Raw genomic sequence first — 14560 nt, forward strand, 5'->3', positions numbered from 1 at the left:
GAATTGACTATTCCAAAACCTCAGAATGTAAATAANTATGAAAACTACTTTAAATGCCCAATCAAGTTTAATACAGATAAAACCAAGATAACGATCTCAAAGTCATTGCTCAATTTAAAAATAAAACAGGCTGACCCTTTTCTTTTAGAAATTTTATGCGATCAGGCAAACTATCTGATTAAAGATATGCCACAAGAAGATTCATTTATAGAGTTGGTATATATACATATTATAAAAGCGATTGAAAATAATCATGCACAAATTGATTATATTGCCAAATCATTAAATACCTCACCAAGAATGCTGCAAAAAGATTTAAAAAAGAGAGGGATTTCCTTCCAGATGATTCTAAATAATACCCGTATAAATCTTGCAAAAAAACATCTTAAAAACGAAAGCTTATCAATAACAGAAATTGCCTTTTTACTCGCCTATAAAGACCAAACTTCATTTAATCGGGCTTTTAAAAACTGGACAGGGGTAGCACCCTCTATTTGGAGAAAAAAAAACCTATACAATATTTAACATCATCATTATTTTTTCAAATCGCTTTTAAGATCAGGTTATGTGCCTCAGCTATTTGTATAATGTTTTGATTATAAATCGTGCTGATGTTTACCAACCATATTTGAGTTCCAGGCCAAGATAATTTGCATTTTTACCCCCAGCATCTTTAATGGTATCCCCCACTTGATAATGAACAGCTTCAGCCGCAACAGACAGATTGCTGTTAATTTTTTGATCGGCTCTTAGTTGTAAATACATTCCTGTCCAGCGAGACCCCTGACCTGCTGTCTTAGACATACTACTATTCCCCTGAAAGTAAATTGCATCTTTCGTTGTCTCTCGCCATTGGAAACCCAAGGCACTTAAAAAAGTTAATTTATCCGTTGGCTTAATCGTTACAGATGGTTTCACGTGAATCATATTGCTATAACCAGTATATCCAGCCAAAGTAAAATATGATCCATTGGCAAACAACTGATTAAATGTATTCAGTTTGCTATCCTGAGGATTTTTATCACCCGATGCAGCATCCAGTTGTAACCCTAGACGTGTGGACCATGGATCTGTAAAGCTATACCCTGTAATACTACTAATTGCCCATGCATGAATAGATTGCTCGCCAATGTCTCCATATTGAAGCATCGCTTCAATATCCCAATCGATATTGTTCTTTTTCCCCATATGTCGAACATCATATAAATCGCGTATTTCATGTCCTGAAGCATTCGGGAAAGTCGCATTATCACGTTTATAACGTGAATAATACCCTGATAACTCTCCACCTAATACATTTTGTTTATCTATCCGGAAGCCATTAAAAGTCAAATTGCTTTTGGAGTGATCATTAAAAGTATCGTTTTTTTCAACCTGAACTGGTCTGGTCAAATAACCTAGAAACCGCCATTCATCATATTCATAGGCTGACCAGATACCATCAAAAGATTGACGTACATTGGGCCCTTCCCTGTTTGAAATAAATCTCTGCAAGTCAAATGCCATTTCCTGACGTCCCACTCTAAATTTAAATGTTCCGTTATTCAATGGACTTACCCAAGCAATAAAAGCCTGTTCAAGATCAAGTCTATTCTGATCTGTTGCTGAAATATTTTTTTTATTGAAAGCCCGGGAATCAATCAGTTGAGTAAATATTTGCAGATGATCACCAATGCGGGCATCTGCATGTAACTGCAAGCGCTGAATTAAATAACTGTCTGCAGGATTATGAGCTGTACCAAATTTGGCATGATTATTTATTTCAAAGCGCTCTCGTACATTAGCGCCAAGCGATAAATAACTCTTTGTAACAAATGGAATATATTTCAGTCCATCACCTGTCTTCTTGGGGACACAGGGCATTTTGAGTACATCCCAGTTTTCTTGCCAGCGGTTAGTTAAAATATTTGGACGATCAGGGCAAGTTGAGGATGTTACAGTTTCAGCATAAGCAGATTTAAAGCAGAACATACTACTCATCAAGACTAAACCGCTATAGAAAAATTTAAGATGTAATCCTGAGTTTTTTAAAACATCGTTTTTATGATAGGACATAGGCAAGTTCATCTTCTTATCCAAAGTACCAGGTGTGCATTTTCAAATATGAGTTAAGCTTCGACTACAGTCCTTGCATTGCAGCTGAGCAATGCAAGAAACCATTTTTAATATTGAATCTTTGAGGATGACTATTTTAGTTGTGCGTGGATTTCAGCAATGTAACCCCCAGGGAATTGAATGATCGCTGATTCACGAGAATCTGACTTAAAGGCATTAACAAGAACTTTAGCACCTGCTTTTTTTGCTTTTTCTAGGGTTTCAGACAAATCTTTGACCTCATAACCCGTCATTTCATGCCCATAGGGATACGGCAAATGTCCATCAGTAGCAAAAACAGTCATTTTGCCAAAATCAGATTCAACACGGATACGCCGATAAGTATCCTGTGGACGGCCAATTTCTATACCCGATGCTTTAGAAGTATCTGAAACAACTTTACCGTGTGAAAAATTCACAAATTTCTTAACAAAAGCATCCGCACTTTGTTTTGATACATATACTCGATTTTCCGGGATGGTTTGCAATTTTTCATAATTCGGTTTAGTGGTATGCCAATACAATTGCATGTTAACTCCACCTGGCCACTGAATCACAGCATCTCGACCAACCGGATCAGGGAAAGTTTCCACAATAGTATCCGCACCATTGGCTTTAGCTGATAACACAGCCTTATCCATATCTTTCACCAAATAGCCTGTACGTTCTGTACCAAATGGATAAGGTATTGGTGTTTTAAAACCAAAGACAGATAAAGTCCCTACAGGAGTAAGAACCAACTGTGAAATCGTCTGGCTTGGAGTTGGTGTAACCTGAAAAACACCTTGCTTGGATTTAGTCCCACCAAAAGTTGCAATTAAGCTATCAGTAAATTTATCAAAATCCTCAGGATTCACATAAACATGAGTGGTGTTATATTGCGGTGAAACACCTGGTGCTTCAGTTTTTATAGCAGGCACTGCCTTTGCAGATACTTGTGGTGCAATTGCAATACTACTAAATAACATCGTACTTAAAATAAGAGTCGATATTTGTTTTTTCATGGGGTAACTCCTTGAATATAATTAAGATGCATTACATTTATTATTGCTTTACTTGCTGATCTGAAATCATGGTGACAATGACTAAAGCAGCAATAAGACCAAGATGTTCAAAGAAACTATTGAAAGTGCTAAAAAAAGTCGGACCTGTATGATTCCAGAAATCATTTGCTACAAACATTGCAACAGCAGTTAAACAGCCCAATGCACCAGCACCTAACCAGACATAACGATTAAAAATCACACAAAGAGAACCAACTATTTCAACCAGTATGGCTGCTACTGCCCAAAGCCACGCAGGTTGCAGCCCAAAACTGGCTTGCTCATCAATTGCCGCTTGAAAACCGATTAACTTGCTAATACCACCAACAAGGTAAGCAGAAACCAACGCCAGCCTTAAAATAGGGAGTAATCCTGAAATAGATAAAATACTTCTGACCCATTCTGGATTGTTTTTTACAGAGTAACTCATAAAACAACCTCACATATTTTTAATCATTTTTTAATGGCACTATAAAGCACATTAAAATAATGATCATAGTATTTTTAAAAATAAAAGCTTTTTCTAATGCGATCTACTTATTCAAATTCAAAAACATATATGAATTCCATTATTGACACTCAAAATATTTCTCTATACGTTTATTTGGCAAAAACCAGAATACTGCTAAAACACCCAGGATAACCAAGGTTAGCTTAGTATTTATCAAGCTAAAATAAATTGATGTGCCATATAAAATAATAGAAGGGATTAACTTCTCATCTTCAGTTAATAATTGAGAGGCTAAAGAAAATTCACCTTCATGTTGAACAATAACTTTCTCCAGTATTCGATAAGCCAATGCACACATAAACAAACCGAATGCATAAATTGCTGTTGGAATAGGTGCATAACCTGTATGAGCTGCCCAGGCAGTTGTTAATGGGATCATGGTTAACCAAAACATCAGATGTAAATTAACCCATAAGATTTTTCCATTTATGCTTTCAACCACCTGAAATAAATGATGATGGTTATTCCAATAAATACCAATATAAATAAAACTTAAAATATAACTAAGAATTAAATGAAGCTCTTTTATTAAAGCAGATAAATCATTTCCTTGAGGGATTTTAAGCTCCAACAACATCACTGTAATAATAATCGCAAAAAGACCATCACTTATAGTTTCCAGGCGGAGCTTATTCATTTACCTGAACTCCTAATCTGGCTGAACAAATCTGTTATTTCTTGCAAGATAGGATAAATACAACACAGGTATAATAAAAAAGGCGACACTCCAGAAATCAAAATACACATATAAAAATGCGCCTAAAAATGCACCGATAACAAAACCGATGACGATACTTAAACTATGCAGTAACTTCCGTTTATTATCCTGATTCCTGTTTCTAAAATAATTGGATATATCAATACCAAGTTGGGTTGTATTCCCTGTCATCATCGTACTTGGACTAATATGTTTAATAAGCGTTTTACTTGAGGTATTCCGGATAGCCAAGGCTATGAGCCCTAATCCTCCAGTTAGTGCAACGGTGACACTACTGGCATCATTAAAAGGTTCAAAATAAAGCCCTGAAACCATAAAACCTGTCAGAAATATTGCTTCACCTAAAAACAGATAACTCAGGGTAGTATGTTTTAGAGCACTTCGATCGATCCAGTATTTGGTTATTGCTACTGTGAGAATAAATAATGGAATCGCAGCTAGTTTAATCCAGATACCTGCTCCACCTTTGACCCAAGCTGCTCCAGCCAAAACCAGGTTTCCAGTAACATGTGCGGTAAAAAAACCAAACAGGGCAATAAAACCTATGGTATCTATTGCACCTCCAACAACAGTTAATAGCACTGGATCTCTGCATGTTTTCCAAAACCCGATGGAATCAGGACTTTCTGTTTGTATATTTTCCATTTCTATCATTACCTTTTAAAAAGGGCTGAACAGCTGAATTAAACTTTTTTATAATTTTCTCGATTTATATAAGCAAATATCATCAAAACTGGCGGAACAATAAACAGCCATAACAAGGCAAATTTATATATGATTGCTGCAATCGCACAGCCCACCGCAAAGCTCAACATTGTTGGGAAAATTGAAGTCAGACGTTGTCGAATTTGAGATTTTTTTTCGCTGGCTGGTTGAGTAAAAAGTTCACCAATATCTAACATTAACTGTGTAGTTGAACCCGTCATCACTGTCGTAGGTGATTCCTTTTGCCAATGTAGACGATGCATGGCATTCTGGATCGCCATTGCAGTAACCAGTAACATTCCTACTGTAAAACTACTAATCGTGTCATGCTTTGGAAAAGGTAGATAAAAGAGTGATATTGCTGCTGCCAAACCAAAAAATATAAACATCAACTTAAGCAAAAATGTATATGAACTTTTTTGATTTTTAAGAAACTTCCAGTCTATGAGTTTGGTCAATAGAACTGCAATACAAAACATCGGCAATGCTGCCAGTTTCGCCAATGCCCCTGTTTGACTATCAGATACCAATGCTGCGCCAAGCGTTACAAAGTTACCTGTAACATGAGCAGCAAATAAGCCATGCAAAGCCAGAAAGCTTGCGGTATCGACATAACCGGCATTAAAACTCAATATTTTACTTAGATTGAATCGCATTATTGATCACATTGCCTCGTCGTCTATGAAATTAAATTTTTGATCACAGGAATCAACTGTTCACCAATAACAATTCCTAATAAACCACATAAAGCAACTAGGGGTGGAGCTGGAGATTTCACATTCAATAGGTAATACAAAGCACCTACCAATAACCCGACAGCTAAGGAAACTAAATACATTTTCATGTGATACTCTCTAATAAAATCCCACCCTTTTTCAGATGGGATTTTTTAGGACAATGTTAAAAGGCGAAACAAGAGCAACCTAATGCACCCCAAAATGATTTTTTATCTTTCTCATTTACAGGGACATCAAGCATCCATGCATGTGAATGCCCGTGCATGTTGCAACTATTTGAACATCCGCACATCGCAGAGTTTTTTTGCAATGGTTGTAAAGATGGAGCATTACGATTTTCAGATAATCTCCACTGCCCACCAAAACGTTTTACCGGAGACCAGTCTGGAGAAGCTGGCGGTAATGGTGGATCTTCATGTTTAAACTCTGCACCTGCATAAACGATTTTGCCATTCATCACAGTGAGAACCGATTCAATCCATTGGATATCATCACCATCGACCTTGAAATAATCATCTGAAAGTACAACCAGATCTGCATGCTCACCAATGCTCAAAGCACCTTTATTACTTTGCTCGCCAGAAAACCATGCTGAACCTTTAGTCCAGAGTTTCAATGCTGTTTGACGGTCTAAAAGGTCTTTTTCATCATACAAAGGTAAACCGCCTACAGTTTTACCTGTGGTGAGCCAGCCTAAACAAACCCATGGATTATAAGATGCAACACGGGTTGCATCAGTACCCGCACCTACAGGTACGCCGAGTTCCAGCATTTTTTTCACAGGTGGTGTTGCTTTTGCTGCTTCTGCACCATAACGCTGTACAAAGATTTCCCCTTGATATGCCATACGATGCTGAATCGCGATACCGCCCCCTAATGCACCAATACGCTCAATATTCTTTTCAGATACAGTTTCTGCATGATCAATAATAAAACGTTGTTCAAATGGCTGTTTTGCATTTACCCGTTCAAATACATTTAATAAACGTGTGATGCTTTCATCATAGGTCGCATGGATTCGGAACGGCCATTTCTTTTCAGATAAATGCTCTACAATGGCTTCAAGCTCACTTTCCATTTTTTCAGGTAAATCTGGACGTGGCTGATAGAAATCTTCAAAATCCCCGGCTGACCAAGTCAGGTTTTCACCTGCCCCATTCATCATGAATAATGCATCACCGTCACCAGGAAATGTCATTTCGGTCCAGCGCTTATAATCCTCGAGCTCCTCACCCGCTTTTTGAGCAAACAGGTTATATGCAATCCGAACAGTCAATTGATCTTTTTCATGCAACTCTTTAATTACATCGTAATCTTCTGGGTAGTTCTGTCCGCCACCACCTGCATCAATCGCTGATGTAAGCCCCAAACGGTTCAATTCACGCATAAAGTGACGCGTCGAATTAACCTGATCTTCAACTGGCAATTTTGGTGCCTTACCTAAAGTTGAATACAAAATTGCAGCTGATGGTGTTGCCAATAACAGCCCCGTAGGCTCACCTTTTTCATCTCGCTCAATACGTCCACCAGGCGGGTCTGGTGTATCTTTATTGAATCCAAGCACATCCAGTGCAGCACGGTTCAGCATGGCGCTCGCATATAAATGCAGGACAAATACGGGGGTATCAGGTGCAGCTTTATTGATTTCAGCCAATGTAGGTAGACGCTTTTCAGCAAACTGAAATTCTGTCCATCCTCCAACCACTCTGACCCATTGCGGAGCAGGTGTATTATCGGCTTGCTCTTTTAACAGTTTTAAAGCTTCTGCAACAGATGGAACACCTTCCCATCGTAATTCCATGTTGTAGTTCAAACCACCACGAATAATATGCAAGTGGCTGTCGTTTAAACCCGGAATAACACGGCGACCATTTAGGTCAATAATTTTGGTTGAAGCTTTTGCCAGCTTCATGATGCTATTTTCATCACCAGTTGCAACAACCTTTCCATCTGCAACAGCGATCGCCTCAACTTCTGGATTTTTAGAATCGAGGGTGGTTATTTTTCCATTTTTGAGAATCAACTGTACATCTGTCATGATTTTCTCCATGTAGATGAATATTTATTTTTTATAGAAATCAGGCACAATATATGCCTGATTTATTGATTTTTTATTTTGCAGGAACTGGAGCGAGGACTTCATGTTGTGATTGGGTACGTGCAGGTGCCTTGTGTACCATCGTATAGGCATAATCTACGCCCATACCATAAGCACCAGAATGTTCGCGTACTAGATTCATTACAGCATCATAAGTTTCCCTGTGCGCCCAGTCACGTTGCCACTCAAGTAAAACCTGCTGCCATGTTACAGGGATAACACCTGCCTGAATCATGCGTTGCATGGCATAATCATGAGCTTCTTTTGATGTACCACCAGAAGCATCTGCCACCATATAGATTTCGTAATCGCCTTCTAACATCGCACCGAAAGAAAAAGTGATATTGCAAACCTCTGTCCATAAACCGGATACAATAACTTTTTTACGCCCATTGGCTGCCAAGGCATCACGTACTTTTTGATCATCCCACGAATTCATTGAAGTACGTTCCAACAACGGTTTTTCAGGGAAAACATCCAACAATTCAGGATAAGTTGGTCCAGAAAAACTTTCTGTTTCAACAGTTGTAATCGTTGTAGGAATATTAAAAATCTTAGCGGCTTTAGCCAGACCAACCACATTATTTTTTAAAGTTTGACGATCAATCGATTGCACACCGAAAGCCATTTGTGGCTGTTGATCGATAAAAATGACCTGACAATTTGTAGGTGACAGTTGTTCTAAAAGCGCTTTATTCATTGTACTTCTCATCATAAATATGAAAGAACATCTATCAAATCAAAATATTACGTAAGTGAATAGATAAAGTTTACAATACACTATGTATCTTCAAAAGATACAATAAACCCAACATATTGATTGTAAAATAAATTAAATTAATCATATCTCACACAACATCAATAGAAATAAGCTGAGAGCAATGGATAAATTAGACTGTATTAATACGTTTATCAGTGTGGTTGAAAATGGAAATTTTAGTCGTGCTTCACGTAATTTAGGGATAACTAGAGATCAGGTTGCCAAAAGGATTTGCTATTTAGAATCGATTTTCAGCACAACGTTATTTATACGTAATACCCGTAAAATGGATCTGACCAGTTCAGGTGAAAAGTTCTATCAACACTGTACAGTGATTATGAGTGAATATGAGTGGGCAACGAATGAGTTTCTCTATGAACAAAAATATCCTGAGGGACAACTCAAAATAAATGCACCGCGTTCATTTAGCCAGATTTACCTTACCGGGATTATTTCTGCATTCATGGAAAAGTATCCGAGCATTAAAATTGATCTTTTTCTTTCAGATAAATTTTCTGAAATTCATGAAGATAAATATGATTTAACTTTGAAAATCAGCCATAAATTTGATGAACTAAATGCACATCTATTTGCTACTTATGATCGGTATCTTTATGCAACACCAGCCTATTTAAAAAAATTTGGTACACCAAATAATATTGAGGAGTTAAAACAACACAGTCTCCTATTCTATTCACAAAAAAATCTGGACACCAAAGTTGTACTTACAAAAGATGGAAAGCAACAAACAATATATTGCGCCCCTAAATTAACCTGCAATAGTGGAGATTTCCTTCTTGAGTTTTGCAAACATGATCAGGGAATTATTTTCTTACCTGATTTTTTGGCTCAAAAAGACGAGGAGTCAGGCAAAATTGTACGATGTCTACAAGACTATCAGGCAACTAAACTCTATTTTTATGCCGCCATACCCACCAAGCAAAAAACATCAAAAAAAGTTCAGTTATTTTTAAATTATCTCAAAGAATATTTCCCTCCACTTAGCTAATTTTTTCTGATATATCCATACAGCAAGTATTATTTATCTGATCTTTAGAGAACTACATCGCCAATATGGATGATCTAGTTCTCCAAATCCTCACTTACGTCTTAGAAATATTTATCGATAATTGGGGAATATAATAAGGTTACATTTATATTTTAGAGATAAAATGCTTTACAAGCTAAAATAAAGCAAACTGTTTTTACTAAAGTCTTTAAATTCGGTAAAATCCCCTCAACCATTTCATTCCAGTCAGCATCTGAGCAAGGTACTGTATAACCTATTGTTTTTCTACATTTCTTAAACATGTGGAAATACACCAGTCAATGTGAGCAAATTAAAAATGCAAAACCAACTTAATGTTATTGATAATTTACAAAATCAAGGCATTACAGATAAGCCTCGCATTTCCGTTGCCCCGATGATGGATTGGACAACTAAAGACTATCGCTTCTTTGCTCGCCTATTTAATCCAAATGTCATCTTATATACAGAAATGGTAACAACAGGTGCGATTTTATTTGGTGGAGCAAACCGACACTTAGACTTTAATAAGGAAGAACATCCTATTGTGTTACAGCTTGGTGGTTCAAATCCGAAAGATTTGGCAACCTGTACTAAAATGGCACAAGACTGGGGCTATGATGAAGTCAATCTGAATGTTGGCTGTCCAAGTGACCGGGTACAAAACAACAAGATCGGAGCATGTTTAATGGCTGAACCTGATCTGGTTGCGGAGTGTATAAGTGAAATGCGTAATGCGGTTGATATTCCTGTAACAGTTAAACACCGCATAGGGATTGATGACATGCAGACTTATGAGGAAATGCTGCATTTTGTTGATACCGTTGCTAAAACAGGTTGTGACAACTTTATTGTTCACGCACGGATTGCACTACTTCAGGGACTATCGCCTAAAGAAAACCGTGAAGTCCCTCCTCTACGCTATGAAGATGTCTATCGCTTAAAACGAGAACGTCCCAATTTAACCATCGAAATAAATGGCGGCATCAAAACGCTGGCTGAAACACAACAGCATCTAAAGCATGTCGATGGTGTCATGATAGGTCGTGAGGCATATCACAATCCTTTCCTCCTGGCAGAACTAGGTCAGCTATGGAATTTAGACATTCCGGATCGTTTTGAAATAATGGAACAGATGTTACCTTACATAGCAAAACGCCTTGAAGATGGTGCTCCTCTTTCAGTTATTACAAGACATATATTAGGATTATTCCAAAACCTGCCTGGTGCACGAAAATGGCGTCAAGCACTCAGTGGCGGCAATGCCAAAACCTTTGCCGATGTTGAAAATGCTCTGGTGAATATAAAAGAAGCCATGAAAAGAACTGAGGATTACCTGCAAGCTCATACAGAGTAATTTATACATAATAAATTGACTTGAATTGAGCTACTTATTTTATCACTTAGAGATATTGGGTCTGGTTCTGACAAGCAGTAGAGACACAAGCCCAATCCTTTATATTATTCACAAATCTACAATAAACTTGACTAAAACCATCAAGAATAAGAAATTAATTATGAATATAATTCAATGGATTATTAGATATAGGAAAATACTTTGAAAACAAATACTTCATTATTAGTAATAGCATGTATTGCAACTGGACTTACTGCTTGTGCATCGACATCAAATAATACAAATACATCAGCACCTAAAATAGGTATGGCAAACCCAGCGAGTACATTTTGTGTAGAGCAAGGTGGTGAACTCTCTATTCGTAAATCAGCAGATGGCGGAGAAGTTGGCTATTGTAAACTCCCATCAGGACAGGAAATCGAAGAATGGGAATTCTTCCGTAAGTCTCAAAAACAGTAAGTTAAAATATGGAATATAAGGGGCTATTAAGCCACTAAAGTATCTATTCTTAACGAAATAAAAATATAAATAAACAATTAAATAATGGCTCAAGTCATCAATGGATATACTACAAATTATTGTGGTATATCCATCTTAAAAACAAGTTTAAACAAACTTGTTCCTAAATAAACTTATCTGGCTAAACCTTCTTGCTGATAATTTGGTGAACGATGACCATACAGCAAACCCTCTCCTGGATTTGAAGGCGTTGGCGAAAGCATCTGGATATTGACTGCACTTGCAAGCGGATATGCCCGATCATTCAAACTACCGGCAATCTGCTCAACTAACGCACCAACAACAGCACCAATTAACCCGCCATTACCGTTATTACTTGATTGAACCTGCTTTCCTTCTCCAGTCCAGATGACTTCACCTGTTTTTAAATCCACAAGCTTCGCTTCTGCGCTGACCGATGCCACACTTTGAATAACCTGATATTTAGAACCATATTCTTTAATTCTGATATACAAAGCTGCATCTGCACCAAAAATTTCTTGCAATTTTTGTGGTGCAATAGATTGGGCATCACTGCCGTTGGTCACGCCATTTTCCTTAAACATGTTATCAACAACAGAAACAGGAAAAACATAATACCCTGCTTCAGCAACAGGCATCATCACCGTTGGCCAGTAGCTGTAAGTTGCCTTTACATCTGGTGAATCATTTACTGGTGGTAATACCAGAATAGATTTTGGCATATGTGATTTATATGCCGTAATATCTTTATGGTTTTTCGAAACTGTAGTTGCACAGCCTGTAAAAATGAGGCTAGAAACAAGCAGACTTGAAACAAGAACTTTTTTTATCATGATTTAGCCTGCTCAACATTTACATTCATTTTTTGTAAAAGACGATCCATTAACACTGTAGATTCGGGATAAACCTGACGCTCCAGCTGAAAATACTCTGCCGCCTTTTGAGCATTATTTTGCTGCAAGAAAAGCAAACCTAAATGAGCATACAGACCAGGTGGAACAGCCAGATTTTTAGCCTTGGCTTTTTCAATTTCAGCTTCAAGCTTAATGATTTGCTGGCTTGGAGATGCCTTTTCAGGTGCGTTATACATCAAATAGGTTTGTTGGGGATATGAGCCCCAACTATATAAAGATTTTGGTGCAGAGGCACAGCCAACCAGACCGATTGCAATAAAGCAACTCAATACTATTTTTTTCATATTTCAGATATCCAGATTATTGCGCTGTCCAACGCTTACTTTGAATATCTGTCACCAAATTGTTTACAGCTTCACGAACAGCCAAGTCTAAAACTTTACCATTCAATGTTGAGTCATAAGATGCAGTTGAACCAAAACCGAGTACCTCACGTGCACTTAATGCATATTCTCCTGCACCCTGTACAGAATGAACAATTTCAGAAGTACGCACATCTACAATATTAAGATTAACTTTTGCATAAGCGACTTGCTGTTTTCCACGTCCCAAGATACCGAAAAGCTGTTGATCTCCAACCTCTTTACGACCGAACTCTGAAACATCACCTGTAATAACGAAGCGGGCACCTTTTATTGCCTGATTTGAATTGCTATAACCAACTTCTTGTTTAATTTCAGATAAATTATCGCGGTTTAAAACAGAGAAATAACCTGTTTGTTGCAAATGCGTTTCCAGTATTGTTTTAGCCTGACCACCTAAACGATCGACATTATCTGAAAACACACCACGCATATAGCTAGAGCGGTTATCAAATTTACCAATAGAAACAGGCACTTTTACACCAGTATATTTGACTTGAGCAGTCGCTGCTGCAACCTGCGGGCTTTGAATAGTTTTAGATGTTTCTGTCGTAGAACAAGCCACTAAACCTAATGATGACAATAATGCAGTTGTGATAAATAATTTTTTCATTTTTACTCTATAAAGTATTTATAAGGCGCATGTAGTATATAAAAAAAATACTCATAATAAAGAAAGAACTACAACTCAAAATGAGATTTAAATCATCCTTATATAAAATATCGCAAATTAATTCATTTGTTTTTTATAATTTTTAATCAGATATTCACAGTAAACCTTTTACTCGTTCTTCCTTATCCCGACTTTCTTATCGGATATTATTTTCCACATAAACCTTTGACTAAATCCTGAGCACATTTTTCAATCTTCTGATCTGAATCTTTTTTCCAAGCCAAAACAACTTCAGAGTTAAAACCTTTTTCTTTTAAAGGCAATAACCTGACGTTTTCAGGTACAATACTTTTAAACTCTTCAGGTACGATACATACCCCAATTTTAGCGGCAACCAGCTGTAGTTGAGCAACTTTTCTAGACTGGATTTTTGCCTGTTTCGGTATAAATCCAGCTGCCAGACATAAATTATTCACCAAATAATTCAGAACACTTCTAGCCCGATGCGGAGTAGACACAAATGCTTCATCTTTTAACTGCTGTATGCTGATTTCAGTATTATCCTTACATAGATAATGTTCCTTATGAATCGCAACATATAAAGGTTGCTGATAAAGGCGAATAACATTTAGATCTTCTACTGATTGAGAAATAGGTAAACGAAATAACCCCAGATCAATCTCACCTGTTAGAATCGCTTGTACCTGATATTCTGAGGAAAAAGTATTAATATCAAATTTTAAATTATGCTTTTCACTTACCTTTTGCAATGCTGAAATTTTAAACTGATCAATGACAATGCTACTTGAATGCGCAATTTTGATCGTAATATCATTCCCCATTGCTACACTTTTCGATAACTCAATAATTTGATCTATATTTTGAAGATTATTTTTAATTTTTCGATAAAACATCTCTCCTGCTTTAGTCAGTGTTGCCCTTTTCTCCCGCCGGTCAAATAGCTCAAATTCAATTTCTTCTTCCAATAATTTAATTTGCCGACTCAAGGCAGATTGAGCAATAAATAGTTTTTCAGAGGCTGCAATGAAACTACCTTCATCTACAATTTTAACCAGATAATTAAATTGTTTTAATGTTGCCACATTCATCTCGAAATTAGATCAATATTACTATTTTTCAT

The 14560-nt window shown here is 37.0% G+C and carries 17 protein-coding genes and 1 pseudogene; 4 read left to right on the top strand and 14 right to left on the bottom strand.

Annotated elements, in window-relative coordinates; all coding sequences use genetic code 11:
• Nucleotides 1–105 precede the first annotated feature (105 nt).
• Nucleotides 106–525, top strand: a complete 420-nt coding sequence (locus KPC_RS10700; RefSeq protein ID WP_228212231.1) for a helix-turn-helix domain-containing protein — start codon at nt 106–108, stop codon at nt 523–525.
• Nucleotides 526–615: 90 nt separating this feature from the next.
• Here KPC_RS10700 and KPC_RS10705 read toward each other — a convergent pair whose 3' ends face one another.
• From KPC_RS10705 to KPC_RS10745, 9 genes are all read right to left on the bottom strand, one after another.
• A complete protein-coding gene (locus tag KPC_RS10705) occupies nt 616–1980 on the bottom strand; it encodes an alginate export family protein (RefSeq protein WP_407641987.1) in 1365 nt (454 codons plus the stop codon).
• Nucleotides 1981–2186: 206 nt separating this feature from the next.
• Nucleotides 2187–3098, bottom strand: a complete 912-nt coding sequence (locus KPC_RS10710; RefSeq protein ID WP_121974371.1) for a glyoxalase — start codon at nt 3096–3098, stop codon at nt 2187–2189.
• A gap of 40 nt (nt 3099–3138) precedes the next feature.
• A complete protein-coding gene (locus tag KPC_RS10715) occupies nt 3139–3567 on the bottom strand; it encodes a DoxX family protein (protein ID WP_121974372.1) in 429 nt (142 codons plus the stop codon).
• A 139-nt stretch (nt 3568–3706) separates the two neighbouring features.
• Nucleotides 3707–4285, bottom strand: coding sequence for a TMEM175 family protein (locus KPC_RS10720; protein WP_121974373.1), 579 nt, complete (start codon nt 4283–4285; stop codon nt 3707–3709).
• A 12-nt stretch (nt 4286–4297) separates the two neighbouring features.
• A complete protein-coding gene (locus KPC_RS10725; protein WP_121974374.1) occupies nt 4298–5011 on the bottom strand; it encodes a YoaK family protein in 714 nt (237 codons plus the stop codon).
• 38 nt (nt 5012–5049) lie between these two features.
• The gene (locus KPC_RS10730) at nt 5050–5727 is read right to left on the bottom strand and encodes a YoaK family protein (RefSeq protein ID WP_171334469.1); all 678 of its coding nucleotides are present in this window, start codon (nt 5725–5727) and stop codon (nt 5050–5052) included.
• 23 nt (nt 5728–5750) lie between these two features.
• Complete coding sequence (locus tag KPC_RS10735) at nt 5751–5915, bottom strand: DUF1427 family protein (protein ID WP_121974376.1); 165 nt, start codon at nt 5913–5915, stop codon at nt 5751–5753.
• A gap of 56 nt (nt 5916–5971) precedes the next feature.
• Nucleotides 5972–7846 (bottom strand): amidohydrolase, encoded by a 1875-nt coding sequence (locus KPC_RS10740; protein ID WP_121974377.1) that lies wholly within the window; start codon nt 7844–7846, stop codon nt 5972–5974.
• 73 nt (nt 7847–7919) lie between these two features.
• Nucleotides 7920–8606 carry a hydrolase gene (locus tag KPC_RS10745; protein WP_121974378.1) on the bottom strand — a complete coding sequence of 229 codons (687 nt, stop codon included), beginning with the start codon at nt 8604–8606 and terminating at the stop codon, nt 7920–7922.
• Between the two features lie 181 nt (nt 8607–8787).
• Here KPC_RS10745 and KPC_RS10750 point away from each other — a divergent pair, with 181 nt between their 5' ends.
• Nucleotides 8788–9675: a LysR family transcriptional regulator gene (locus KPC_RS10750; RefSeq protein WP_121974379.1), complete on the top strand. Its 888-nt coding sequence runs from the start codon at nt 8788–8790 to the stop codon at nt 9673–9675.
• Nucleotides 9676–9827: 152 nt separating this feature from the next.
• On the opposite strand, the gene KPC_RS20385 is transcribed toward KPC_RS10750, so the two are convergent.
• Nucleotides 9828–9977, bottom strand: coding sequence for a hypothetical protein (locus tag KPC_RS20385; RefSeq protein ID WP_171334470.1), 150 nt, complete (start codon nt 9975–9977; stop codon nt 9828–9830).
• A 35-nt stretch (nt 9978–10012) separates the two neighbouring features.
• Between KPC_RS20385 and dusA the strand changes: the two genes are divergently transcribed.
• Nucleotides 10013–11050: a tRNA dihydrouridine(20/20a) synthase DusA gene (gene dusA, locus KPC_RS10755; protein WP_121974380.1), complete on the top strand. Its 1038-nt coding sequence runs from the start codon at nt 10013–10015 to the stop codon at nt 11048–11050.
• A gap of 237 nt (nt 11051–11287) precedes the next feature.
• Nucleotides 11288–11500: pseudogene (locus KPC_RS20775) on the top strand (putative hemolysin); the annotation flags it as partial.
• A gap of 182 nt (nt 11501–11682) precedes the next feature.
• On the opposite strand, the gene KPC_RS10765 reads toward KPC_RS20775, so the two are convergent.
• The 4 genes from KPC_RS10765 to KPC_RS10780 all read right to left on the bottom strand — a co-directional run bounded on the left by KPC_RS10765 (nt 11683) and on the right by KPC_RS10780 (nt 14522).
• Entirely contained in the window at nt 11683–12363 is a 681-nt protein-coding gene (locus tag KPC_RS10765) for a DUF799 domain-containing protein (RefSeq protein WP_121974381.1), read from the bottom strand.
• A complete protein-coding gene (locus KPC_RS10770; RefSeq protein WP_121974382.1) occupies nt 12360–12728 on the bottom strand; it encodes a DUF4810 domain-containing protein in 369 nt (122 codons plus the stop codon). The genes KPC_RS10765 and KPC_RS10770 overlap by 4 nt, the downstream gene beginning before the upstream one ends.
• 16 nt (nt 12729–12744) lie before the next feature.
• On the bottom strand, nt 12745–13419 hold the full coding sequence (locus tag KPC_RS10775) for a CsgG/HfaB family protein (protein ID WP_121974383.1): 675 nt from the start codon (nt 13417–13419) through the stop codon (nt 12745–12747).
• A 206-nt stretch (nt 13420–13625) separates the two neighbouring features.
• Entirely contained in the window at nt 13626–14522 is an 897-nt protein-coding gene (locus KPC_RS10780; protein WP_121974385.1) for a LysR family transcriptional regulator, read from the bottom strand.
• Nucleotides 14523–14560: the final 38 nt, after the last annotated feature.

Source organism: Acinetobacter stercoris, from assembly GCF_900323515.1.
Taxonomy (GTDB): domain Bacteria; phylum Pseudomonadota; class Gammaproteobacteria; order Pseudomonadales; family Moraxellaceae; genus Acinetobacter; species Acinetobacter stercoris.

Excerpts from the sequence above, each read along its gene's own strand:
- KPC_RS10715 (WP_121974372.1), bottom strand. The coding sequence starts at position 3,567 with ATGAGTTACTCTGTAAAAAACAATCCAGAATGGGTCAGAAGTATTTTA.
- KPC_RS10730 (WP_171334469.1), bottom strand. The coding sequence starts at position 5,727 with ATGCGATTCAATCTAAGTAAAATATTGAGTTTTAATGCCGGTTATGTC.
- KPC_RS10750 (WP_121974379.1), top strand. The coding sequence starts at position 8,788 with ATGGATAAATTAGACTGTATTAATACGTTTATCAGTGTGGTTGAAAAT.
- KPC_RS10740 (WP_121974377.1), bottom strand. The coding sequence starts at position 7,846 with ATGACAGATGTACAGTTGATTCTCAAAAATGGAAAAATAACCACCCTC.
- KPC_RS10770 (WP_121974382.1), bottom strand. The coding sequence starts at position 12,728 with ATGAAAAAAATAGTATTGAGTTGCTTTATTGCAATCGGTCTGGTTGGC.
- KPC_RS20385 (WP_171334470.1), bottom strand. The coding sequence starts at position 9,977 with ATGTTTAAGAAATGTAGAAAAACAATAGGTTATACAGTACCTTGCTCA.
- KPC_RS10735 (WP_121974376.1), bottom strand. The coding sequence starts at position 5,915 with ATGAAAATGTATTTAGTTTCCTTAGCTGTCGGGTTATTGGTAGGTGCT.
- KPC_RS10705 (WP_407641987.1), bottom strand. The coding sequence starts at position 1,980 with ATGAGTAGTATGTTCTGCTTTAAATCTGCTTATGCTGAAACTGTAACA.
- KPC_RS10745 (WP_121974378.1), bottom strand. The coding sequence starts at position 8,606 with ATGAATAAAGCGCTTTTAGAACAACTGTCACCTACAAATTGTCAGGTC.
- KPC_RS10710 (WP_121974371.1), bottom strand. The coding sequence starts at position 3,098 with ATGAAAAAACAAATATCGACTCTTATTTTAAGTACGATGTTATTTAGT.
- KPC_RS10765 (WP_121974381.1), bottom strand. The coding sequence starts at position 12,363 with ATGATAAAAAAAGTTCTTGTTTCAAGTCTGCTTGTTTCTAGCCTCATT.
- KPC_RS10775 (WP_121974383.1), bottom strand. The coding sequence starts at position 13,419 with ATGAAAAAATTATTTATCACAACTGCATTATTGTCATCATTAGGTTTA.
- KPC_RS10720 (WP_121974373.1), bottom strand. The coding sequence starts at position 4,285 with ATGAATAAGCTCCGCCTGGAAACTATAAGTGATGGTCTTTTTGCGATT.
- dusA (WP_121974380.1), top strand. The coding sequence starts at position 10,013 with ATGCAAAACCAACTTAATGTTATTGATAATTTACAAAATCAAGGCATT.
- KPC_RS10725 (WP_121974374.1), bottom strand. The coding sequence starts at position 5,011 with ATGGAAAATATACAAACAGAAAGTCCTGATTCCATCGGGTTTTGGAAA.